Raw genomic sequence first — 14,258 nt, 5'->3', positions numbered from 1 at the left:
CCGCCTACCCCTGCCAGCTGGGAGATTCAGTCAAGGCTGCCCCAGCACCGCCACCCTGGCGGGCAAAGAGCGGGTGACAAGCCGGGCCGAACCCCCGATTATCTAAGCCAGCTCGAATTGCCCCCTTGCACCTTGCGGTGCCTATCTGCCCAGGAGCCTTGTTATGGATCACGAATATCTGCCCGCCCGCCTGACGGTCGCCGCCCTGGTGCACTGGCAGGGACGCTTCTTGCTGGTCGAGGAGGCGATCCACGGTGAGCGGCGCTTCAATCAGCCCGCCGGTCATCTGGAAGCGGGGGAGACCCTGATTGAGGCGGCCCGGCGCGAGCTCAAAGAGGAGACGGGGCTCGAGGCCGAGCCCAATGCCTGGCTCGGCAACTATCTGTTCAAACCCGCCGACAGCGAGGCCACCTTCCTGCGCACCGCCCTGGTGTTTGACCTTCACAGCGATCCGGGCCAGCATCAGCCCGCCGATCCCGATGGGGACGTGCTCGCCTGCCACTGGTTTACCCTGGCCGAGATAGCCGAGCGCAGAGCCGCCTTGCGCAGCCCCCTGGTCTGGCAATGCATCCAGGATTACCTGGCTGGCACCCGGTTGCCCCTGTGCGCCCTGCAAGCCTTCATCCAGGGCAAGTCCCAGACGGGCGTCTGACGAACAACGCCTGCCACGGGAGAGCCAGGCCCGCCCCTGCCGCCAATCCGGGACAAACGATTTCGCCACCCCCCGCTCAACCCGGGATCATGATTTGTATATGTGACCGAGGGCGCGAAATGCTGTTAGAATACGCCCCGTTTAAACGAACTGGTAACGACACTCAATGACAGATAACAGCCAAATCAAGGTGATCGTCGGCATGTCCGGCGGTGTGGACTCTTCCGTCTCGGCCTACCTGCTGCAACAGCAGGGTTACCAGGTCGAAGGCTTGTTCATGAAGAACTGGGAAGAAGACGACACGGACGAGTATTGCTCTGCCTCCCAGGATTTGGCTGATGCCCAGGCAGTCTGCGACAAGCTGGGCATGCACCTGCACACCATCAACTTCGCCGCCGAGTACTGGGACAATGTGTTCGAACATTTCCTCGAGGAGTACAAGGCGGGGCGTACCCCGAACCCGGACATCCTCTGCAACAAGGAGATCAAGTTCAAGGCGTTCCTGGAGTTTGCCGCCGAAGAGCTGGGTGCCACCTACATCGCCACCGGCCACTATGTGCGCCGGGATGACAGCACAGGTCGCCCGCGCCTGCTGCGCGGTCTGGATGCCAACAAGGATCAGAGCTACTTCCTCTACACCCTGAGCGAAGCCCAGGTGGGTCAGAGCCTGTTCCCGGTCGGCAATCTGGAAAAACCCGAGGTGCGCCGCATCGCGGAACAGCTCGAGCTCATCACCGCCAAGAAGAAAGACTCCACCGGCATCTGCTTCATCGGCGAGCGCAAGTTCAAGGACTTCCTGGCCAAGTTCCTGCCCGCCCAGCCAGGTCCTATCGAAACCGTGGATGGCAAGGTGATCGGCACCCATCAGGGCTTGATGTATCACACCCTGGGTCAGCGTAAAGGATTGGGCATTGGCGGCATGAAGGATGCCGGGGAAGATGCCTGGTATGTGGTCGACAAAGAGGTCGAGCGCAACACCCTGATCGTGGCCCAGGGGGATCACCCCCGCCTCTATTCGGATGGCCTCATCGCCAGCCAGCTGCACTGGGTGGATCGTACCCCCATTCGTGCGCCGCTGCGCTGCACCGTCAAGACCCGCTACCGCCAGCAGGATATCCCCTGCCTCATCCAGCCCATGGATGACGAGACCATTCGGGTCATCTTCGACGAGAAACAGGCTGCGGTGACCCCGGGCCAGTCGGCGGTCTTCTACGACGGAGAGAATTGCCTGGGCGGCGGCATCATCGAGCAGCGTTTCAACCATTCGGTGTGAATGAATCACGAGGGCCGCGCACATGCGCGGCCCTCGTCAGTAACCTGGCACTGTGCTGCAGTCAGCCGGTGCGCACGAACAGATCAAGACCGTGACCATATGCACAATACATTTCAAGGCAGGATCATGGTCTGCGGCGGCATCAGCCGGTGAATGAACAAAACAGGACCGTGACCATATGAAGGATACATTTCAAGACAGAACCAGGTCAGGGTCTGCGGCGGCATCAGCCGGTGAATGAACAAAACAGGGCCGTGAATGTATGAGCGATAAATTTCAAGACAGAACCATGGCCTTTGCCGGCATCTGCCAGGCGGCCTATCTGGTGCAGAAAGTGGCCCGTGACGGCAGCTGCGACGAGGCCGCCCTGCGCGAGAGCCTGCAAAGCGTGCTGGTCACCAATCCCAAGCAGCCCCTGGAAGTGTTTGGCAGCCACCTCGCCATTCGCGATGGCTACCGCGCCCTGGTCGAGCAACTCGGCGCCGATGGCAGCCAGAAGAATGCCGAGCTGACCCGCTATGTGGTCAGCCTGATCGCCCTGGAGCGCAAGCTGGCCAAGCGCAAAGATATCCTCAGCATGCTGGGGGAGCGCATCAGCCAGATTGGTCGCCAGCAACAGCATTTCGATCTGCTCGACGAGCAGATCCTGGCCAACATGGCGAGCATCTACAGCGATCTTATCAGCCCCATAGGGCCCCGTATCCAGGTCGCTGGTACGCCGCTGTTCCTGCAACAGCCGCTGGTACAACACAAGGTGCGCGCCCTGCTGCTCGCCGGCATCCGCGCCGCCGTACTCTGGCGCCAGCTTGGCGGCAGCCGTACCCAGATCATCTTCGCTCGCAAGAAGATGGTGGAACTGGCCAAACGATTTTAATCCCCCACACATCAGGAGTTCACCCCATGGAGTTGTCAGCGCTGACTGCTGTATCCCCGATCGATGGTCGCTACGGTGACAAGGCCGCCGCCTTGCGCCCTATCTTCTCCGAATTCGGTCTGCTGCGTTTTCGCGTCGAGGTAGAGGTGCGCTGGTTGCAGAAACTGGCCAGCCACGCCGGGATCCCGGAAGTCCCGACCCTGAGTGCCCAGGCCAATGCCGCCCTCGATGCCATAGTCCACGGCTTTAGCGAGGCGGATGCGGCTCGCATCAAAGCCATTGAGCGCACCACCAACCATGATGTGAAGGCCGTTGAGTACTTCCTCAAGGAGAAGGTGGAAGTGAACCCTGAGCTGGCGGCTGTCAGCGAATTCATTCACTTCGCCTGCACCTCGGAAGACATCAACAACAACTCCCACGGCCTGATGCTCAAGGCCGCCCGCGAAGAGGTGATCAAACCCTATTGCGAGCAGTTGATCAGTGAAATCAAGCGTCTGGCCCATGAGTATCGCGACATGCCGCTGCTGTCACGTACCCACGGTCAACCGGCAACCCCGAGCACCATGGGCAAGGAGATGGCCAACGTCGCCTATCGCCTGGAGCGTCAGTACCAGCAGATCATGGCGGTCGAACTGCTCGGCAAAATCAACGGTGCGGTCGGCAACTACAACGCCCACATATCTGCCTACCCGGAAGTGAACTGGCACCAGTTCGCCGAGGAGTTCGTCACCTCTCTCGGTCTGTCCTGGAACCCCTATACCACCCAGATCGAGCCCCATGACTACATCGCCGAGCTGTTCGATGCCATGGCCCGCTTCAACACCATCCTCATCGATTTCGACCGGGATGTGTGGGGTTACATCTCCCTGGGTCACTTCAAGCAGCGCACCATCGCCGGCGAGATTGGCTCCTCCACCATGCCCCACAAGGTCAACCCCATCGACTTCGAGAACTCCGAAGGCAATCTGGGTCTGGCCAATGCGGTATTCCAGCACCTGGCGAGCAAACTGCCCATCTCCCGCTGGCAGCGAGATCTCACCGATTCGACCGTGCTGCGCAACCTCGGCGTGGCAGTGGGTTACTCCCTGATTGCCTATCAGGCGACCCTGAAGGGCATCTCCAAGCTGGAAGCCAACGCCGCCGCCATGGCCGCCGATCTGGATGCCAACTGGGAAGTGCTGGCCGAGCCCATTCAGACCGTGATGCGCCGCTACGGCATCGAGAAGCCCTACGAGAAGCTCAAAGAGTTGACCCGTGGCCGCCGCGTCGATGCCGAGGGCATGCGCACCTTTATCGACACCCTGGCACTGCCCGAGCACGTCAAGGTGGAGCTCAAGAAGCTGACCCCGGCCAACTATATTGGCGCCGCCAAGCAGCTGGTTGATGAGCTGAAGTAAGTACCCGCTTGCCAACAGGGGCCCGCCGGGCCCCTGTTGTTTTGGCATTGCACAGTGAATCGCCATAAACCCTTGCCGGGCGGATGTCCCGATAAGCGCAGCCGCTGCCCTTATCAAGACCTCTGTCTGACCACTTAATTAGGTATGAGAAGCCCATGTACGAACTCAATCTGGATATCGCTCACTTCCTCGAACATCATTGGCAAAAGCGCCCCCTGCTTATCAAGGGCGGCTTCACGCAGTTTCAGGATCCCATCAGCCCCGATGAACTGGCCGGGCTGGCCATGGAGAAAGAGATAGAGTCGCGCCTCGTCACCTGCAAAGATGACCAGTGGACCGCCGAGCACGGCCCCTTCGAAGATTACGATCAGCTGGGCGAGCGTGACTGGACCCTGCTTATCCAGGCCTGCAACCATTGGGCTCCCGAGGTCCATGAACTGGCGGTGCCCTTCCAGTTCATCCCGGGCTGGCGTTTCGACGACGTCATGGTGAGTTTCTCCACCCCGGGGGGCGGCGTCGGTCCCCACATCGATCAGTACGATGTCTTCATCACCCAGGGGGTCGGCAAGCGCCACTGGCGGGTGGGGGATGCCCAGCAGATCACCGAGTACGCCGCGCACCGCGCCCTGCGTCACTGCGGGCCCTTCGAGGCGATCATCGATGTGGAGATGGAACCCGGCGACATCCTCTATATTCCGCCCGGATTCCCCCATGAAGGCTACGCCATCGAGCCCTCCATGAACTTCTCGGTGGGGTTCCGCGCCCCGGATGCCCGGGATCTGCTCACCTCTTTTGCCGATCACCTGATCGACAACGAGATCCGCACCGAGCGCTATGCCGACCCGGATCTCAAACCCTGCCGCCACCATGGCGAGATCCAGCAGCACGAGCTGCACCGCCTGCGCGAGCTTATGCAACAAGCGTTGGATGACGAGACCCTGTTCAAGGAGTGGTTCGGCGCCACCATCTCCGAGGCCAAGCACGATCTGGATGTCATGCCTCTGCCTCAGGACGACGCCCCGGATTACAGCAGCGATGAGGTGGCCGATCTGCTGACCCAGGGCCAGCCAGCGGTGCGAGTGCCTGGTCTGCGCTGCGTCTGGTTTAGCGACGACAACCAGACCTGCTACATCGATGGCGAGGCCTGGACCCTGGGCGAACCCGATGGCGCCGCCCTCAAGCTGCTGTGCGATCGCGATCTGGTGACCCAGTCCGACATGGTGGATCTCGCGGATCAGGCAGGCTTCCTGCACCTGTTCACCCGCCTGGTCAATCGCGGTTACTGGTTCTTCGACTGAACGGCGAACCGAACAGACAAAAAAGGCGCCTGATGGCGCCTTTTTGATGGGGTACTGTGGCTGACTGCTCGCCGGGCATCACTCTTCGTCAGCACTCTCTTCGGGGATCTCGTCGAACAAGGGGTGGTAGAGCACCTCTCCTTGCAGATTGGTCAGGCCACCCGCCTGCAGCTCCATGGCCATGAAGTGCTCGCTTGGCACCTCATAGCAGCAGTGCAGACCGAATTCACTGGCGGGACGAAACCCGAAACGAGCGTAGTAGACGGGATCGCCCAGCACCACCACTGCCTTCCAGTCCATCTCCAGCGCCGTATCCAGCCCCTCGCGGATCAGCTCCGAGCCGATGCCCTGTCCCTGCCAGTCCGGGTGCACGGCAACCGGTGCCAGGCCAAGCCAGGGCCCTTCCAGACCATTGATGGTCACCGGGCTGAGCAGCAGGTGGCCCATGAATTCATAGTCCTCCTCTTCCACCTGGGTCACCACGGCAGCGCCGCATTCACGCAGGCGGTTGACCAGTTCGGCCTCATCGGTGCGGCCAAAGGCGGCACTCACCAACTCATAGACGGGTAACATGTCGCCGGGGCGCTCGGTTCTCAGCATTAAGACAGACTCCTGATACAACTTGCCGCCATTATTCCACAGAAATCCCGCCGGGCCGGAACACCTTTGACCAGAAATGGGAGCTTTCCCCCAGGAAAACGTTACAGAGCCCGCCCCATCCTTGGAGGCTATTCCGCCTCTCCCTCTGCCTGAACACAGCCTCAAGGGGCACCAGGATTATCTCCCCCGGACACCGCGCCCCAAGCGCCAGTGCCGCACGACGCAATCGGGACGCTCGACCAGAGGCGCCATCCCCAGATCGCTCATGCCCAGTTTGGCCATCACCCGGCCAGAGGCCAGGTTGCTCGCCATGTGGCAGCCGTTGATCTCGGGTAAGTGAGCGCTCGCAAAGGCAAAGTCTCGCACCAGTATCGCCGCCCTGGTCGCGATGCCGAGCCCTTGCCAGGGCACACCGACCCACCAGGCCAGGGAGCCCTGGCAACTCAGGGACACAGTGCCCACAGGCGCAGCCTCCGCTTCCCCTTCCAGCCAGATGGCCCAGCTCCATGCCTGTCCCAGCCCTTGCTTGCGCCCGCAAAGCTGGAGCCAATCGCTGGCAGCCCCCTCGGGATAGGGGTGGGGAATATTGAGGGTATAACGGGCAATGGCCGCATCCTGGCAGTAAGCCGCTATCCAGGATGCATCCCTCGCCACCAGAGGACGCAGGCAGATGGCGCCGGCTAGCCGCGCCCCTCGCCGGGACTGAGATGCCTCTTCTGGAGAGAGAGCCGGCTCTCGCAGCCAGGGCAGCGTCAGGCGCCTTGCCAGCAGGCGCGTCAAGGCGGGGCCCAGCCCCTGAGTAAGGGACAGGGAGTGATCTGCACCACTGGGCCCCAGGGTCAGCAAGCCCTGCTCCTTGGCCAGTACCAGCAAGGCCGAGGAGGCGCTCAGCAAGATCTGCCGGTCTTGGGCCCCACTCGCACGCGCTGGCCCCCCCGCAGGCGCCAGCCAGTCAGCCAGCAGCGCGGATGCATCGAGCCGCCCATCCGGGCGGAATGCACTCTCCTGCTCCCAGGCGCCACCGCAGCATGCATTGTTATCTCCTCGCCGCCCCAGCAACCACCAGCTGTGCCCGGCGCGCTGCCAGGCGCTCACGTCAGGGAGCCAGTGAGCCTGGAGCAGATCCCTGTCGATCAGCAGGCCCATGGCACCCGGTCTCTCCACCTGAGCAGACCAGGCCCCTGAGTCATCAAAGGGGTGAGTGATCACTGCTGTCAGGGGGCCAATCTGTCTATCTGCCAACGCTCCCCTGCTCGCTGATAGAGGAAGCGATCGTGCAGCCGGTGCTCCCCCCCCTGCCAGAACTCGACGCTGTCGATCACCACCCGGTAGCCGCCCCAGAAGCTGGGCAGCGGCACCTCGCCATTGGCGAATTTCTGCTTCAGCTCCATGAACTTGGACTCCAGCACGCCACGGGCACTGATACGGGAAGACTGCTGCGAGACCCAGGCCGCAATCTGGCTATCCTTGGGTCTGCTGTGGAAATAGCGCATCACCTCCAAGGTGCTCAGCTTCTCTACGCGCCCTGTGACATGGACCTGGCGGTCCAGCATATGCCAGGGGAAGAGCAGGCTGATGCAGGGGTTGCCCGCCAGTTGCAGCGCCTTGCGGCTGCCCATGTTGGTGTAGAACAGCATGCCTGCCGCATCATAGTGTTTGAGCAGCACGGTGCGCTGCCAGGGCTGGCCGCTGGCATCGACGGTGGCAACCACCATGGCGGTAGGATCCGACAGCTTGGCTTCGCAGGCCTGCCCCAGCCACTTCTCGAACAGCGCCAGGGGCTCGACAGGCAAATCGGCTCTGTGCAGGCCACCCTTGCTGTATTCACGGCGCAGATCAGCAACATCCATCATCTTGTTTTTCCTTCTTTATTTTCCCATGACTGCGCAAGACGCCAAGGCTCTGTACCTGCCTCGGGGCTGTCATGTCCTGGTTGGCATTGTGCGACTAGCCCGGCCTTGCGACAAGCCTCAACTGCGAAGGGAGGCCATAGCCCCCCTCCCTTTTTCCCATCTGCATCCTGCGAGGCCTGGCGCGCTATCTTGCTCCCTCATCCCGTGGGCAGTGCGCCACTATCTGGCGATTATATGCTGCGGCAAAGTCAGTCAACGCCTGCTGTTGTGCCTCCTCCCCAGGCCTCACCAGATCCCCCAGCCCCTCCAGATAACGCATGCCACAGCGCCCCTTGACCGCCCCCTGCTGCTCGGCCGCAATGCCCGGCGCCATCTGGCCACGACCAGCCCGGATGATCACCCGGTGATCGCCGCGAGCCAGATGCTCACTGAGGACCTGCGCCACGCCAGGGATCTCAACGGCGGCCCTGGTGCCGGCCTGGGGGCTGGCATCGGCCTGGCAGCCAGCCAGCAGCAAGAGTCCCAGAGCCAACAAGGCCCTCATCTGTCACCCCGACGTCGCATGGCACCACCCAGCGCGAGCAACAACAAACTCCAGAGGCTCAGGCTGCCGCCACCGCCGCCTCCGCTGGAGTCATCAGTGGGCACTGTTGGTGTCGGACTGACCGTGCCTATGGTGCTGCCACTGCCGGTCAGGCTCAATCTGGGACTCAGGGCGAAGAAGATATTGCCATTGCAACTCAGCTTCAGTCGCCCCTGGCTGGTGACGGGCAGGGTCGGCAGCGTCAGGGAGGCGTTGCCACTGTTCGGGATGGCGCTGGCAAGCGGACTCCAGGCATGGCCATCATTGGCGCTCAAGGCCACATCGACCCTGGCACAAGAGATGGGAGCCGCCTGGCTGCCCGCCACCTGCCAGCGAATGGCCAGCGCTTGTCCCTCGCTCAGGGTGCCACTCAATGGGGAGGTCAGTGTGAAAGGGGATCCCGTATCGACCACCTGTACCTGCATCTCGTCACTGCCCACCCCGCCCTTGCCATCCCGGGCCGTCAGGCGAAAATTCAGGGTGCGGTTGGTGGTCGGCCACGCCTCTCCCTTGGCGAGGGTGCCACTTTGCAATGCACTCAGGCTGGGCAATAGTCGCTGACTCGAGGTGCCGGGCGCCACAAAGGGGAAGATGGGCCTGCTGCCATCATCGACCATGGTCGCCAGACTGGTGGAGGCGGCACCGCGATCGAGCTGCTCCCAGTTGTAACTCAGGCTGTCTCCATCGAGATCCGAGCCCCCCCCATTGAGCAAGAAAGGGGTATTGGCCGGGATCACATAGTCATTGCCCGCCGCGACCTGAGGCGCATTGTTGCTGAGCGCCTCCCGGGTGCCGCAACTCTGGTAGAACCCCATGTGCTCGCGCATCTGCTCGATGGACTTGCTGTGGAAATATGGCAGGCTGCCATCTTGCAGATCCTCCTCGCCGCACAAACCGGCGTAGCCCATGATGGAGCTGCCGCTGCCGGGCTCCCAGGCCTGCGCTGCGATACGACTGCCGCTGCCGCAGTCCCCGCTGGTGCCATTGAAGGTGTGATCGGCCCCCAGCTGATGGCCGAGTTCATGGGCCACGTAATCGATGAAGAAGGCATCCCCCACCGGAGCACTCGAGCCGGTCATCCCCTGGGATTTCAGATTGGCGACGCACAGGCTGCCCAGCATGGCCAGGCCCCCTCCCCCGGTGTTGAGCACGTGACCTATATCAAAGGGGGTCGCCCCAAGGGCCGTCGCCTGCACGCTCTGATTCTTGGCCATGTCACTGCTGTCGTTGCTGAACGGGTCAGTGGCGGGGTCGGTGTAGATGACGAGATCGTTGTTGGCGACCAATTGGAAGTTCACGCCGAGATCCCGCTGATAGACCTCGTTGACCCGGTTGAGCAGGGTGGCGATGGCTGCCAGTGCACCGGCCTTGGTCCCCGTGTGATACTGGGTGTACTCGCCCGACGCCGAGATGGCGATGACATAGCGCCGACGCTCGTTGCCACTCACCAGCACGGCCCGGGCGGCGGCGAGGGGCTGACCCAGCACCTCGTCAGCCTGCTGCTCGAGGGGACTCAGGGCATCGCGCTGGTCGTAGACCACATAACCCAGCCCATTCCTCAGGGGATCGACGAAGATGAGCCGACCCTGATAGTGAAACATGCCGTGAAAACCCAGGGGCCCCAGCTCGAAACGGCCGGTATCCCGCTCATCCTGCAGGCTCTGGCCGCTGAAAGTGAGGATCCCTGGATACTTGGCCGCCAAAGCGGCAGGCAACAGATCGTTGAGCGTCAATATGAAACCAACCTCTCCCCCCTCGGGCAGAGGCAGCACCAGGGTGCGCGCACCATCGGCCAGTGCCGTCAGCTGCGCACTGGCATCATCGACCTGGCGAAAGGCCCGCGCCCGCACCGCTAGCCCAGCCTCTTCCTGACCCCTGGCGGCCAGGGTGCGCCAGTGTGGTGCGGGTTCTGCCTGAACCTGACTGGCCATCAGGGGGATCAATAGCAGGAGTGTTCGCATCGACATCATCTGGATATCCTTATCGTCCGGGCCACTCAGGGCCATCATGGCTTGCTGCGCGAATGAGTATGGTGACCTCTCGGTGTGTTGACCGCCCCTGTCCCCATCAATTACGGGATCATGGCCGTTTATGGCGTCACCAGCAAGGGAAAGCGCGAGCGCTGCGGTTGCGCCAATCTGGTCTAACCCCTATCATTGCGCGGATTTCATCGGCCAAGGTTAATCTCATGCTCAAATCCCCACTGTTACCCCGTTTCGGGGATCTGGTTGATGCCATTCTTGACGACGTACTGACGCAGGGTCTCACCCTGGACCGTGCCTACGCCCGTCATTTTTCCGGCATCGAACTCAAACCCCAAGAACAGGCAAGGATTGCCCTGGTCACCGGCGATCTGCTGCGTCGCCTCAGCCTCTACTGCAACCTGTCCGGCATTCAAGTGCGTCAAGCCGCCAAGAACGTCTGGCCGCTGCTGCACAGCTGGCATGCGTTCCACAAGATTGATATGCCCAACCACCCCAGCTTGGATCGCTTCAACGAAGAAGCGTTTCGTCGCCGTCTGACCGAAGCCAAGAAAAACCCTGTGCTGATGGATGGCTGCCCCAGCTGGCTGGAAAAACTCGGTGCCGAGCAACTTGGCGACGCCTGGCCTGCCGAACGGGCCGCCCTGGCCTGGATGCCCAAGCGCTACCTGCGCGTCAACAGCCTCAAGTGCACCAAGGCGCAGCTGCAAGCCCAGCTCAACAAAGAGCATGTGAGCACCATCCCCGTTGAGGGTGTCGACAGCGCCCTGCAGGTCACCTCCGACTCAGCCCTGTTCCGCACCAAGGCCTTTGCCGATGGCTGGTTCGAACAGCAGGATGCCGGCTCCCAGCTGGTTGCGGCCGCCCTCGACGTCAAACCGGGCATGAAGGTGATCGATGCCTGCGCCGGTGCCGGTGGCAAGACGCTGCACATCTCCGCCCTGATGGAGGGCAAGGGCCGCCTGCTCGCCATGGACGTGGAAGAGTGGAAGCTGGAAAACCTCAAGCAGCGTGCCCGCCGCGCCGGTGCCCACAACGTGGAGACCCGCGTCATCACCAGCAGCAAGACCGTCAAACGCCTCAAAGAGAGCGCAGATCGTGTGCTGCTGGACGTACCCTGCTCGGGCCTGGGCGTACTCAAGCGCAATCCGGATGCCAAGTGGCGCGACACCGCCGAGCGTCTGCCGATCCTGATGGCACTGCAAGAAGAGATATTGCAGCGCTACAGCCAGATGACCAAGATAGGTGGCATCCTGGTCTATGCAACCTGCTCCATACTGCCCTCCGAGAACCGTCAGCAGATAGACAAGTTCCTGGCCGCCAACGAGCACTTCCGCCTGCTGGACGATCATAATGTCAGCCCGAGCCAGACCGGCTTCGATGGCTTCTATATGGCTCGTCTGGAGCGTATTTCCTAAAGGGAAATGCAGGGCATCATTGCCCATGAAAGAGGGGAGCCAATGGCTCCCCTCTTTGTATTTCGCAACCGGTAACAGCGCTTATTCTGCGGCGTCTTCCGACTTGTACTTGGCGGCGGTCTCTTTGACCAGGGTCTGCAGTTCGCCTGCCTGGAACATCTCAATCATGATGTCGCAGCCACCGACCAGCTCACCATCGACCCACAGCTGGGGGAAGGTCGGCCAGTTGGCAAACTTGGGCAGCTCGGCGCGGATGTCCGGGTTCTGCAAGATGTCCACATAAGCGAAGGGTTCGCCACAAGACATCATGGCCTGGGAGGCCTGGGCAGAGAAACCGCAGCTCGGAAGCTTGGGGGATCCCTTCATGTAGAGAATGATGGGGTTCTCGGCCAGCTGCTGTTTAATCTTTTCAATAGTTTCCATAGGTGCCTCACTAGAGCGATTTCGCCGATCATTCTACTGCAAAGTCAGCCGACCACAAACCGGCAAACCGAAAACGCGTCATTTACACCCGACTCAATACGCGGCAACTTGATCCCCGTCATGGCGAGAATCAAGAGTTGTGAGCCCATCTTTGATGCTGTTACAATCATTCGGCCCATTGGGCGCCCGTCCGGCAACCTCAGGACGTTCGCCCAGTCACGTAAAATAATGCTTTTCGCCCAAGAAAAGCCTATGCAATGTCTTGCAACCGTCGCTTTCGCACGGCCAGCCAATGGAGAGTAGAAAATGGCTTTCGAACTTCCCGCTCTGCCCTACGCAATCAATGCTCTGGAACCGCACATCTCCCAGGAAACCCTGGAATATCACCACGGCAAGCACCACAACACCTATGTGGTCAACTTGAACAACCTGGTGCCGGGTACCGAGTTTGAAGGCAAGTCCCTGGAAGAGATCATCAAGACCTCCACCGGTGGCATCTTCAACAACGCCGCCCAGATCTGGAACCACACCTTCTACTGGCACTGCCTCTCCCCGAATGGCGGCAATGAGCCGACTGGCGCCCTGGCCGATGCCATCACCAAGCAATTCGGCTCCTTCGCCGAGTTCAAGGATGCCTTCACCAAGTCTGCCATCGGCAACTTCGGTTCTAGCTGGACCTGGTTGGTGAAAAAAGCCGACGGCACCCTGGCCATCGTCAACACCTCCAACGCCGGTTGCCCGCTGACCGAAGCCGGTACCACGCCGCTGCTGACCGTCGACCTGTGGGAGCACGCCTACTACATCGATTTCCGCAACATGCGTCCCAAGTACATGGAAACCTTCTGGACCCTGGTCAACTGGGAATTCGTGGCCAAGAACCTGGCTGCCTGATAGCCTCTTTCTTGCCAAAACACCCCGCACTGCGGGGTGTTTTTTTATCCGCGCTGGCCAAGCGATCAAAATGAGAGAGGCGCCCATGGGCGCCTCTCTCATGTCATGCGGATGTGTATCTGTTACTGGTCTATCTCGTCCAGATACTCATCCAGATTACCCTCGTCCTGACGGCCGGTCTGGGGTCTGGCCCCATCGCCGAACGGCATATTGCGCCCCTCTATCTTGCTCTGATCGTACTGCAGGTAGAGGCCCTTGGTGAAGGCGTAAGGGTCGAGGGAGTTATCGACCACCCGCTCCTGATCGACAAGCTTGGATCGGGTACCGACCCCATCCAGCGCCCAGTGCACCACCTTCATCGGGAACGTCAGCAGCGCATAGGGGAAGTAGAGGGTATCTATGGTGTCGCCAATCAGATCCCGGGTGGTGGTTGGCCCATACACGGGGAACATCAAGTAACCTCCTTCGCCAATGTCGGCACGGCCGATGAGGGTGCTCATCTCCAGCATGTTGCGCTCCAGCCCCACATGCTTGGCCACGTCGAAGATGCCGAACAGACCCAGGGTGGTATTGAGGGTGAATCGACCCAGATTGTTGCCGGCACCAGGCAGATCGCCGCTGATCAGGTGGTTGACCATGCTGCTCGGCTCGTCGAAGTTGTTGACGAAGTTGTCTACCCCCTCCTTGACGCTGTCCGGCACATAATCGGCATAGCTGTGAATGACGGGGCGGGCGACATAGGGTTCGAGCACATCGAAGTTGACCGCCCACATGGCGCGGTTCACCCCCTGGAAGGGATCCTGGGGATCGCTGGCGGTACTGACCGCCTCGGGGGCATTGTGATTACTGAGCCCGACATCCAGACTCGCGGGTCCCGGTTTGGGTGGGCCGCCAGCACAACCACCGAGTAGCAATGCCAGTCCCCATGCACCTAAACGCACTTGCATACTGATTTACCTTGAGAAAGTCACTTGAACTGTTTGATTATTATAAGCGGCTCGGCCCCAGAGGGGC

The 14,258-nt window shown here is 61.2% G+C and carries 14 protein-coding genes; 7 read left to right on the top strand and 7 right to left on the bottom strand.

Features of this window, described 5'->3' with window-relative positions; all coding sequences use genetic code 11:
* Window positions 1-163: 163 nt before the first annotated feature.
* The 5 genes from M2366_RS07235 to M2366_RS07215 all read left to right on the top strand — a co-directional run bounded on the left by M2366_RS07235 (window position 164) and on the right by M2366_RS07215 (window position 5,494).
* Window positions 164-652, top strand: coding sequence for an NUDIX hydrolase (locus tag M2366_RS07235; RefSeq protein WP_224430881.1), 489 nt, complete (start codon window positions 164-166; stop codon window positions 650-652).
* 166 nt (window positions 653-818) lie between these two features.
* The gene (gene mnmA / locus M2366_RS07230) at window positions 819-1,925 is read left to right on the top strand and encodes a tRNA 2-thiouridine(34) synthase MnmA (protein ID WP_224430882.1); all 1,107 of its coding nucleotides are present in this window, start codon (window positions 819-821) and stop codon (window positions 1,923-1,925) included.
* Between the two features lie 262 nt (window positions 1,926-2,187).
* Window positions 2,188-2,799: a high frequency lysogenization protein HflD gene (gene hflD, locus M2366_RS07225; RefSeq protein WP_042039499.1), complete on the top strand. Its 612-nt coding sequence runs from the start codon at window positions 2,188-2,190 to the stop codon at window positions 2,797-2,799.
* Window positions 2,800-2,825: 26 nt separating this feature from the next.
* Window positions 2,826-4,196 carry an adenylosuccinate lyase gene (gene purB, locus M2366_RS07220; protein WP_224430883.1) on the top strand — a complete coding sequence of 457 codons (1,371 nt, stop codon included), beginning with the start codon at window positions 2,826-2,828 and terminating at the stop codon, window positions 4,194-4,196.
* Between the two features lie 155 nt (window positions 4,197-4,351).
* Entirely contained in the window at window positions 4,352-5,494 is a 1,143-nt protein-coding gene (locus M2366_RS07215) for a cupin domain-containing protein (RefSeq protein WP_042039497.1), read from the top strand.
* Between the two features lie 78 nt (window positions 5,495-5,572).
* Here M2366_RS07215 and M2366_RS07210 read toward each other — a convergent pair whose 3' ends face one another.
* The 5 genes from M2366_RS07210 to M2366_RS07190 all read right to left on the bottom strand — a co-directional run bounded on the left by M2366_RS07210 (window position 5,573) and on the right by M2366_RS07190 (window position 10,491).
* Window positions 5,573-6,094 (bottom strand): GNAT family N-acetyltransferase, encoded by a 522-nt coding sequence (locus M2366_RS07210; protein ID WP_259269303.1) that lies wholly within the window; start codon window positions 6,092-6,094, stop codon window positions 5,573-5,575.
* Between the two features lie 177 nt (window positions 6,095-6,271).
* Complete coding sequence (locus M2366_RS07205; protein WP_259269302.1) at window positions 6,272-7,258, bottom strand: GNAT family N-acetyltransferase; 987 nt, start codon at window positions 7,256-7,258, stop codon at window positions 6,272-6,274.
* Window positions 7,259-7,308: 50 nt separating this feature from the next.
* Window positions 7,309-7,947: a pyridoxamine 5'-phosphate oxidase gene (pdxH, locus tag M2366_RS07200; protein WP_157013822.1), complete on the bottom strand. Its 639-nt coding sequence runs from the start codon at window positions 7,945-7,947 to the stop codon at window positions 7,309-7,311.
* A 184-nt stretch (window positions 7,948-8,131) separates the two neighbouring features.
* Entirely contained in the window at window positions 8,132-8,491 is a 360-nt protein-coding gene (locus M2366_RS07195) for a hypothetical protein (protein ID WP_259269301.1), read from the bottom strand.
* Window positions 8,488-10,491: a reprolysin-like metallopeptidase gene (locus M2366_RS07190; protein ID WP_404972790.1), complete on the bottom strand. Its 2,004-nt coding sequence runs from the start codon at window positions 10,489-10,491 to the stop codon at window positions 8,488-8,490. Before M2366_RS07190 ends, M2366_RS07195 begins: the two co-directional genes overlap by 4 nt.
* A gap of 227 nt (window positions 10,492-10,718) precedes the next feature.
* Between M2366_RS07190 and M2366_RS07185 the strand changes: the two genes are divergently transcribed.
* A complete protein-coding gene (locus M2366_RS07185) occupies window positions 10,719-11,930 on the top strand; it encodes an RsmB/NOP family class I SAM-dependent RNA methyltransferase (RefSeq protein ID WP_042039493.1) in 1,212 nt (403 codons plus the stop codon).
* 81 nt (window positions 11,931-12,011) lie between these two features.
* On the opposite strand, the gene M2366_RS07180 is transcribed toward M2366_RS07185, so the two are convergent.
* Window positions 12,012-12,353 carry a Grx4 family monothiol glutaredoxin gene (locus M2366_RS07180; protein ID WP_042039492.1) on the bottom strand — a complete coding sequence of 114 codons (342 nt, stop codon included), beginning with the start codon at window positions 12,351-12,353 and terminating at the stop codon, window positions 12,012-12,014.
* A 306-nt stretch (window positions 12,354-12,659) separates the two neighbouring features.
* Here M2366_RS07180 and sodB point away from each other — a divergent pair, with 306 nt between their 5' ends.
* Entirely contained in the window at window positions 12,660-13,244 is a 585-nt protein-coding gene (gene sodB, locus M2366_RS07175) for a superoxide dismutase [Fe] (protein ID WP_042039491.1), read from the top strand.
* 122 nt (window positions 13,245-13,366) lie between these two features.
* On the opposite strand, the gene M2366_RS07170 is transcribed toward sodB, so the two are convergent.
* Window positions 13,367-14,191, bottom strand: coding sequence for a VacJ family lipoprotein (locus M2366_RS07170; protein WP_259235646.1), 825 nt, complete (start codon window positions 14,189-14,191; stop codon window positions 13,367-13,369).
* Window positions 14,192-14,258 lie beyond the last annotated feature (67 nt).

The organism is Aeromonas sp. BIGb0405 (assembly GCF_024807335.1).
Taxonomy (GTDB): Bacteria; Pseudomonadota; Gammaproteobacteria; order Enterobacterales; family Aeromonadaceae; genus Aeromonas; species Aeromonas rivuli.
Note: the sequence above shows the minus strand (reverse complement) of the source record. Positions and strands in the feature narration are given on the sequence as shown.

Excerpts from the sequence above, each read along its gene's own strand:
- M2366_RS07170 (WP_259235646.1), bottom strand. The coding sequence starts at position 14,191 with ATGCAAGTGCGTTTAGGTGCATGGGGACTGGCATTGCTACTCGGTGGT.
- M2366_RS07210 (WP_259269303.1), bottom strand. The coding sequence starts at position 6,094 with ATGCTGAGAACCGAGCGCCCCGGCGACATGTTACCCGTCTATGAGTTG.
- sodB (WP_042039491.1), top strand. The coding sequence starts at position 12,660 with ATGGCTTTCGAACTTCCCGCTCTGCCCTACGCAATCAATGCTCTGGAA.
- mnmA (WP_224430882.1), top strand. The coding sequence starts at position 819 with ATGACAGATAACAGCCAAATCAAGGTGATCGTCGGCATGTCCGGCGGT.
- hflD (WP_042039499.1), top strand. The coding sequence starts at position 2,188 with ATGAGCGATAAATTTCAAGACAGAACCATGGCCTTTGCCGGCATCTGC.
- M2366_RS07235 (WP_224430881.1), top strand. The coding sequence starts at position 164 with ATGGATCACGAATATCTGCCCGCCCGCCTGACGGTCGCCGCCCTGGTG.
- M2366_RS07195 (WP_259269301.1), bottom strand. The coding sequence starts at position 8,491 with ATGAGGGCCTTGTTGGCTCTGGGACTCTTGCTGCTGGCTGGCTGCCAG.
- M2366_RS07190 (WP_404972790.1), bottom strand. The coding sequence starts at position 10,491 with ATGCGAACACTCCTGCTATTGATCCCCCTGATGGCCAGTCAGGTTCAG.
- purB (WP_224430883.1), top strand. The coding sequence starts at position 2,826 with ATGGAGTTGTCAGCGCTGACTGCTGTATCCCCGATCGATGGTCGCTAC.
- M2366_RS07185 (WP_042039493.1), top strand. The coding sequence starts at position 10,719 with ATGCTCAAATCCCCACTGTTACCCCGTTTCGGGGATCTGGTTGATGCC.
- M2366_RS07215 (WP_042039497.1), top strand. The coding sequence starts at position 4,352 with ATGTACGAACTCAATCTGGATATCGCTCACTTCCTCGAACATCATTGG.
- M2366_RS07180 (WP_042039492.1), bottom strand. The coding sequence starts at position 12,353 with ATGGAAACTATTGAAAAGATTAAACAGCAGCTGGCCGAGAACCCCATC.
- pdxH (WP_157013822.1), bottom strand. The coding sequence starts at position 7,947 with ATGATGGATGTTGCTGATCTGCGCCGTGAATACAGCAAGGGTGGCCTG.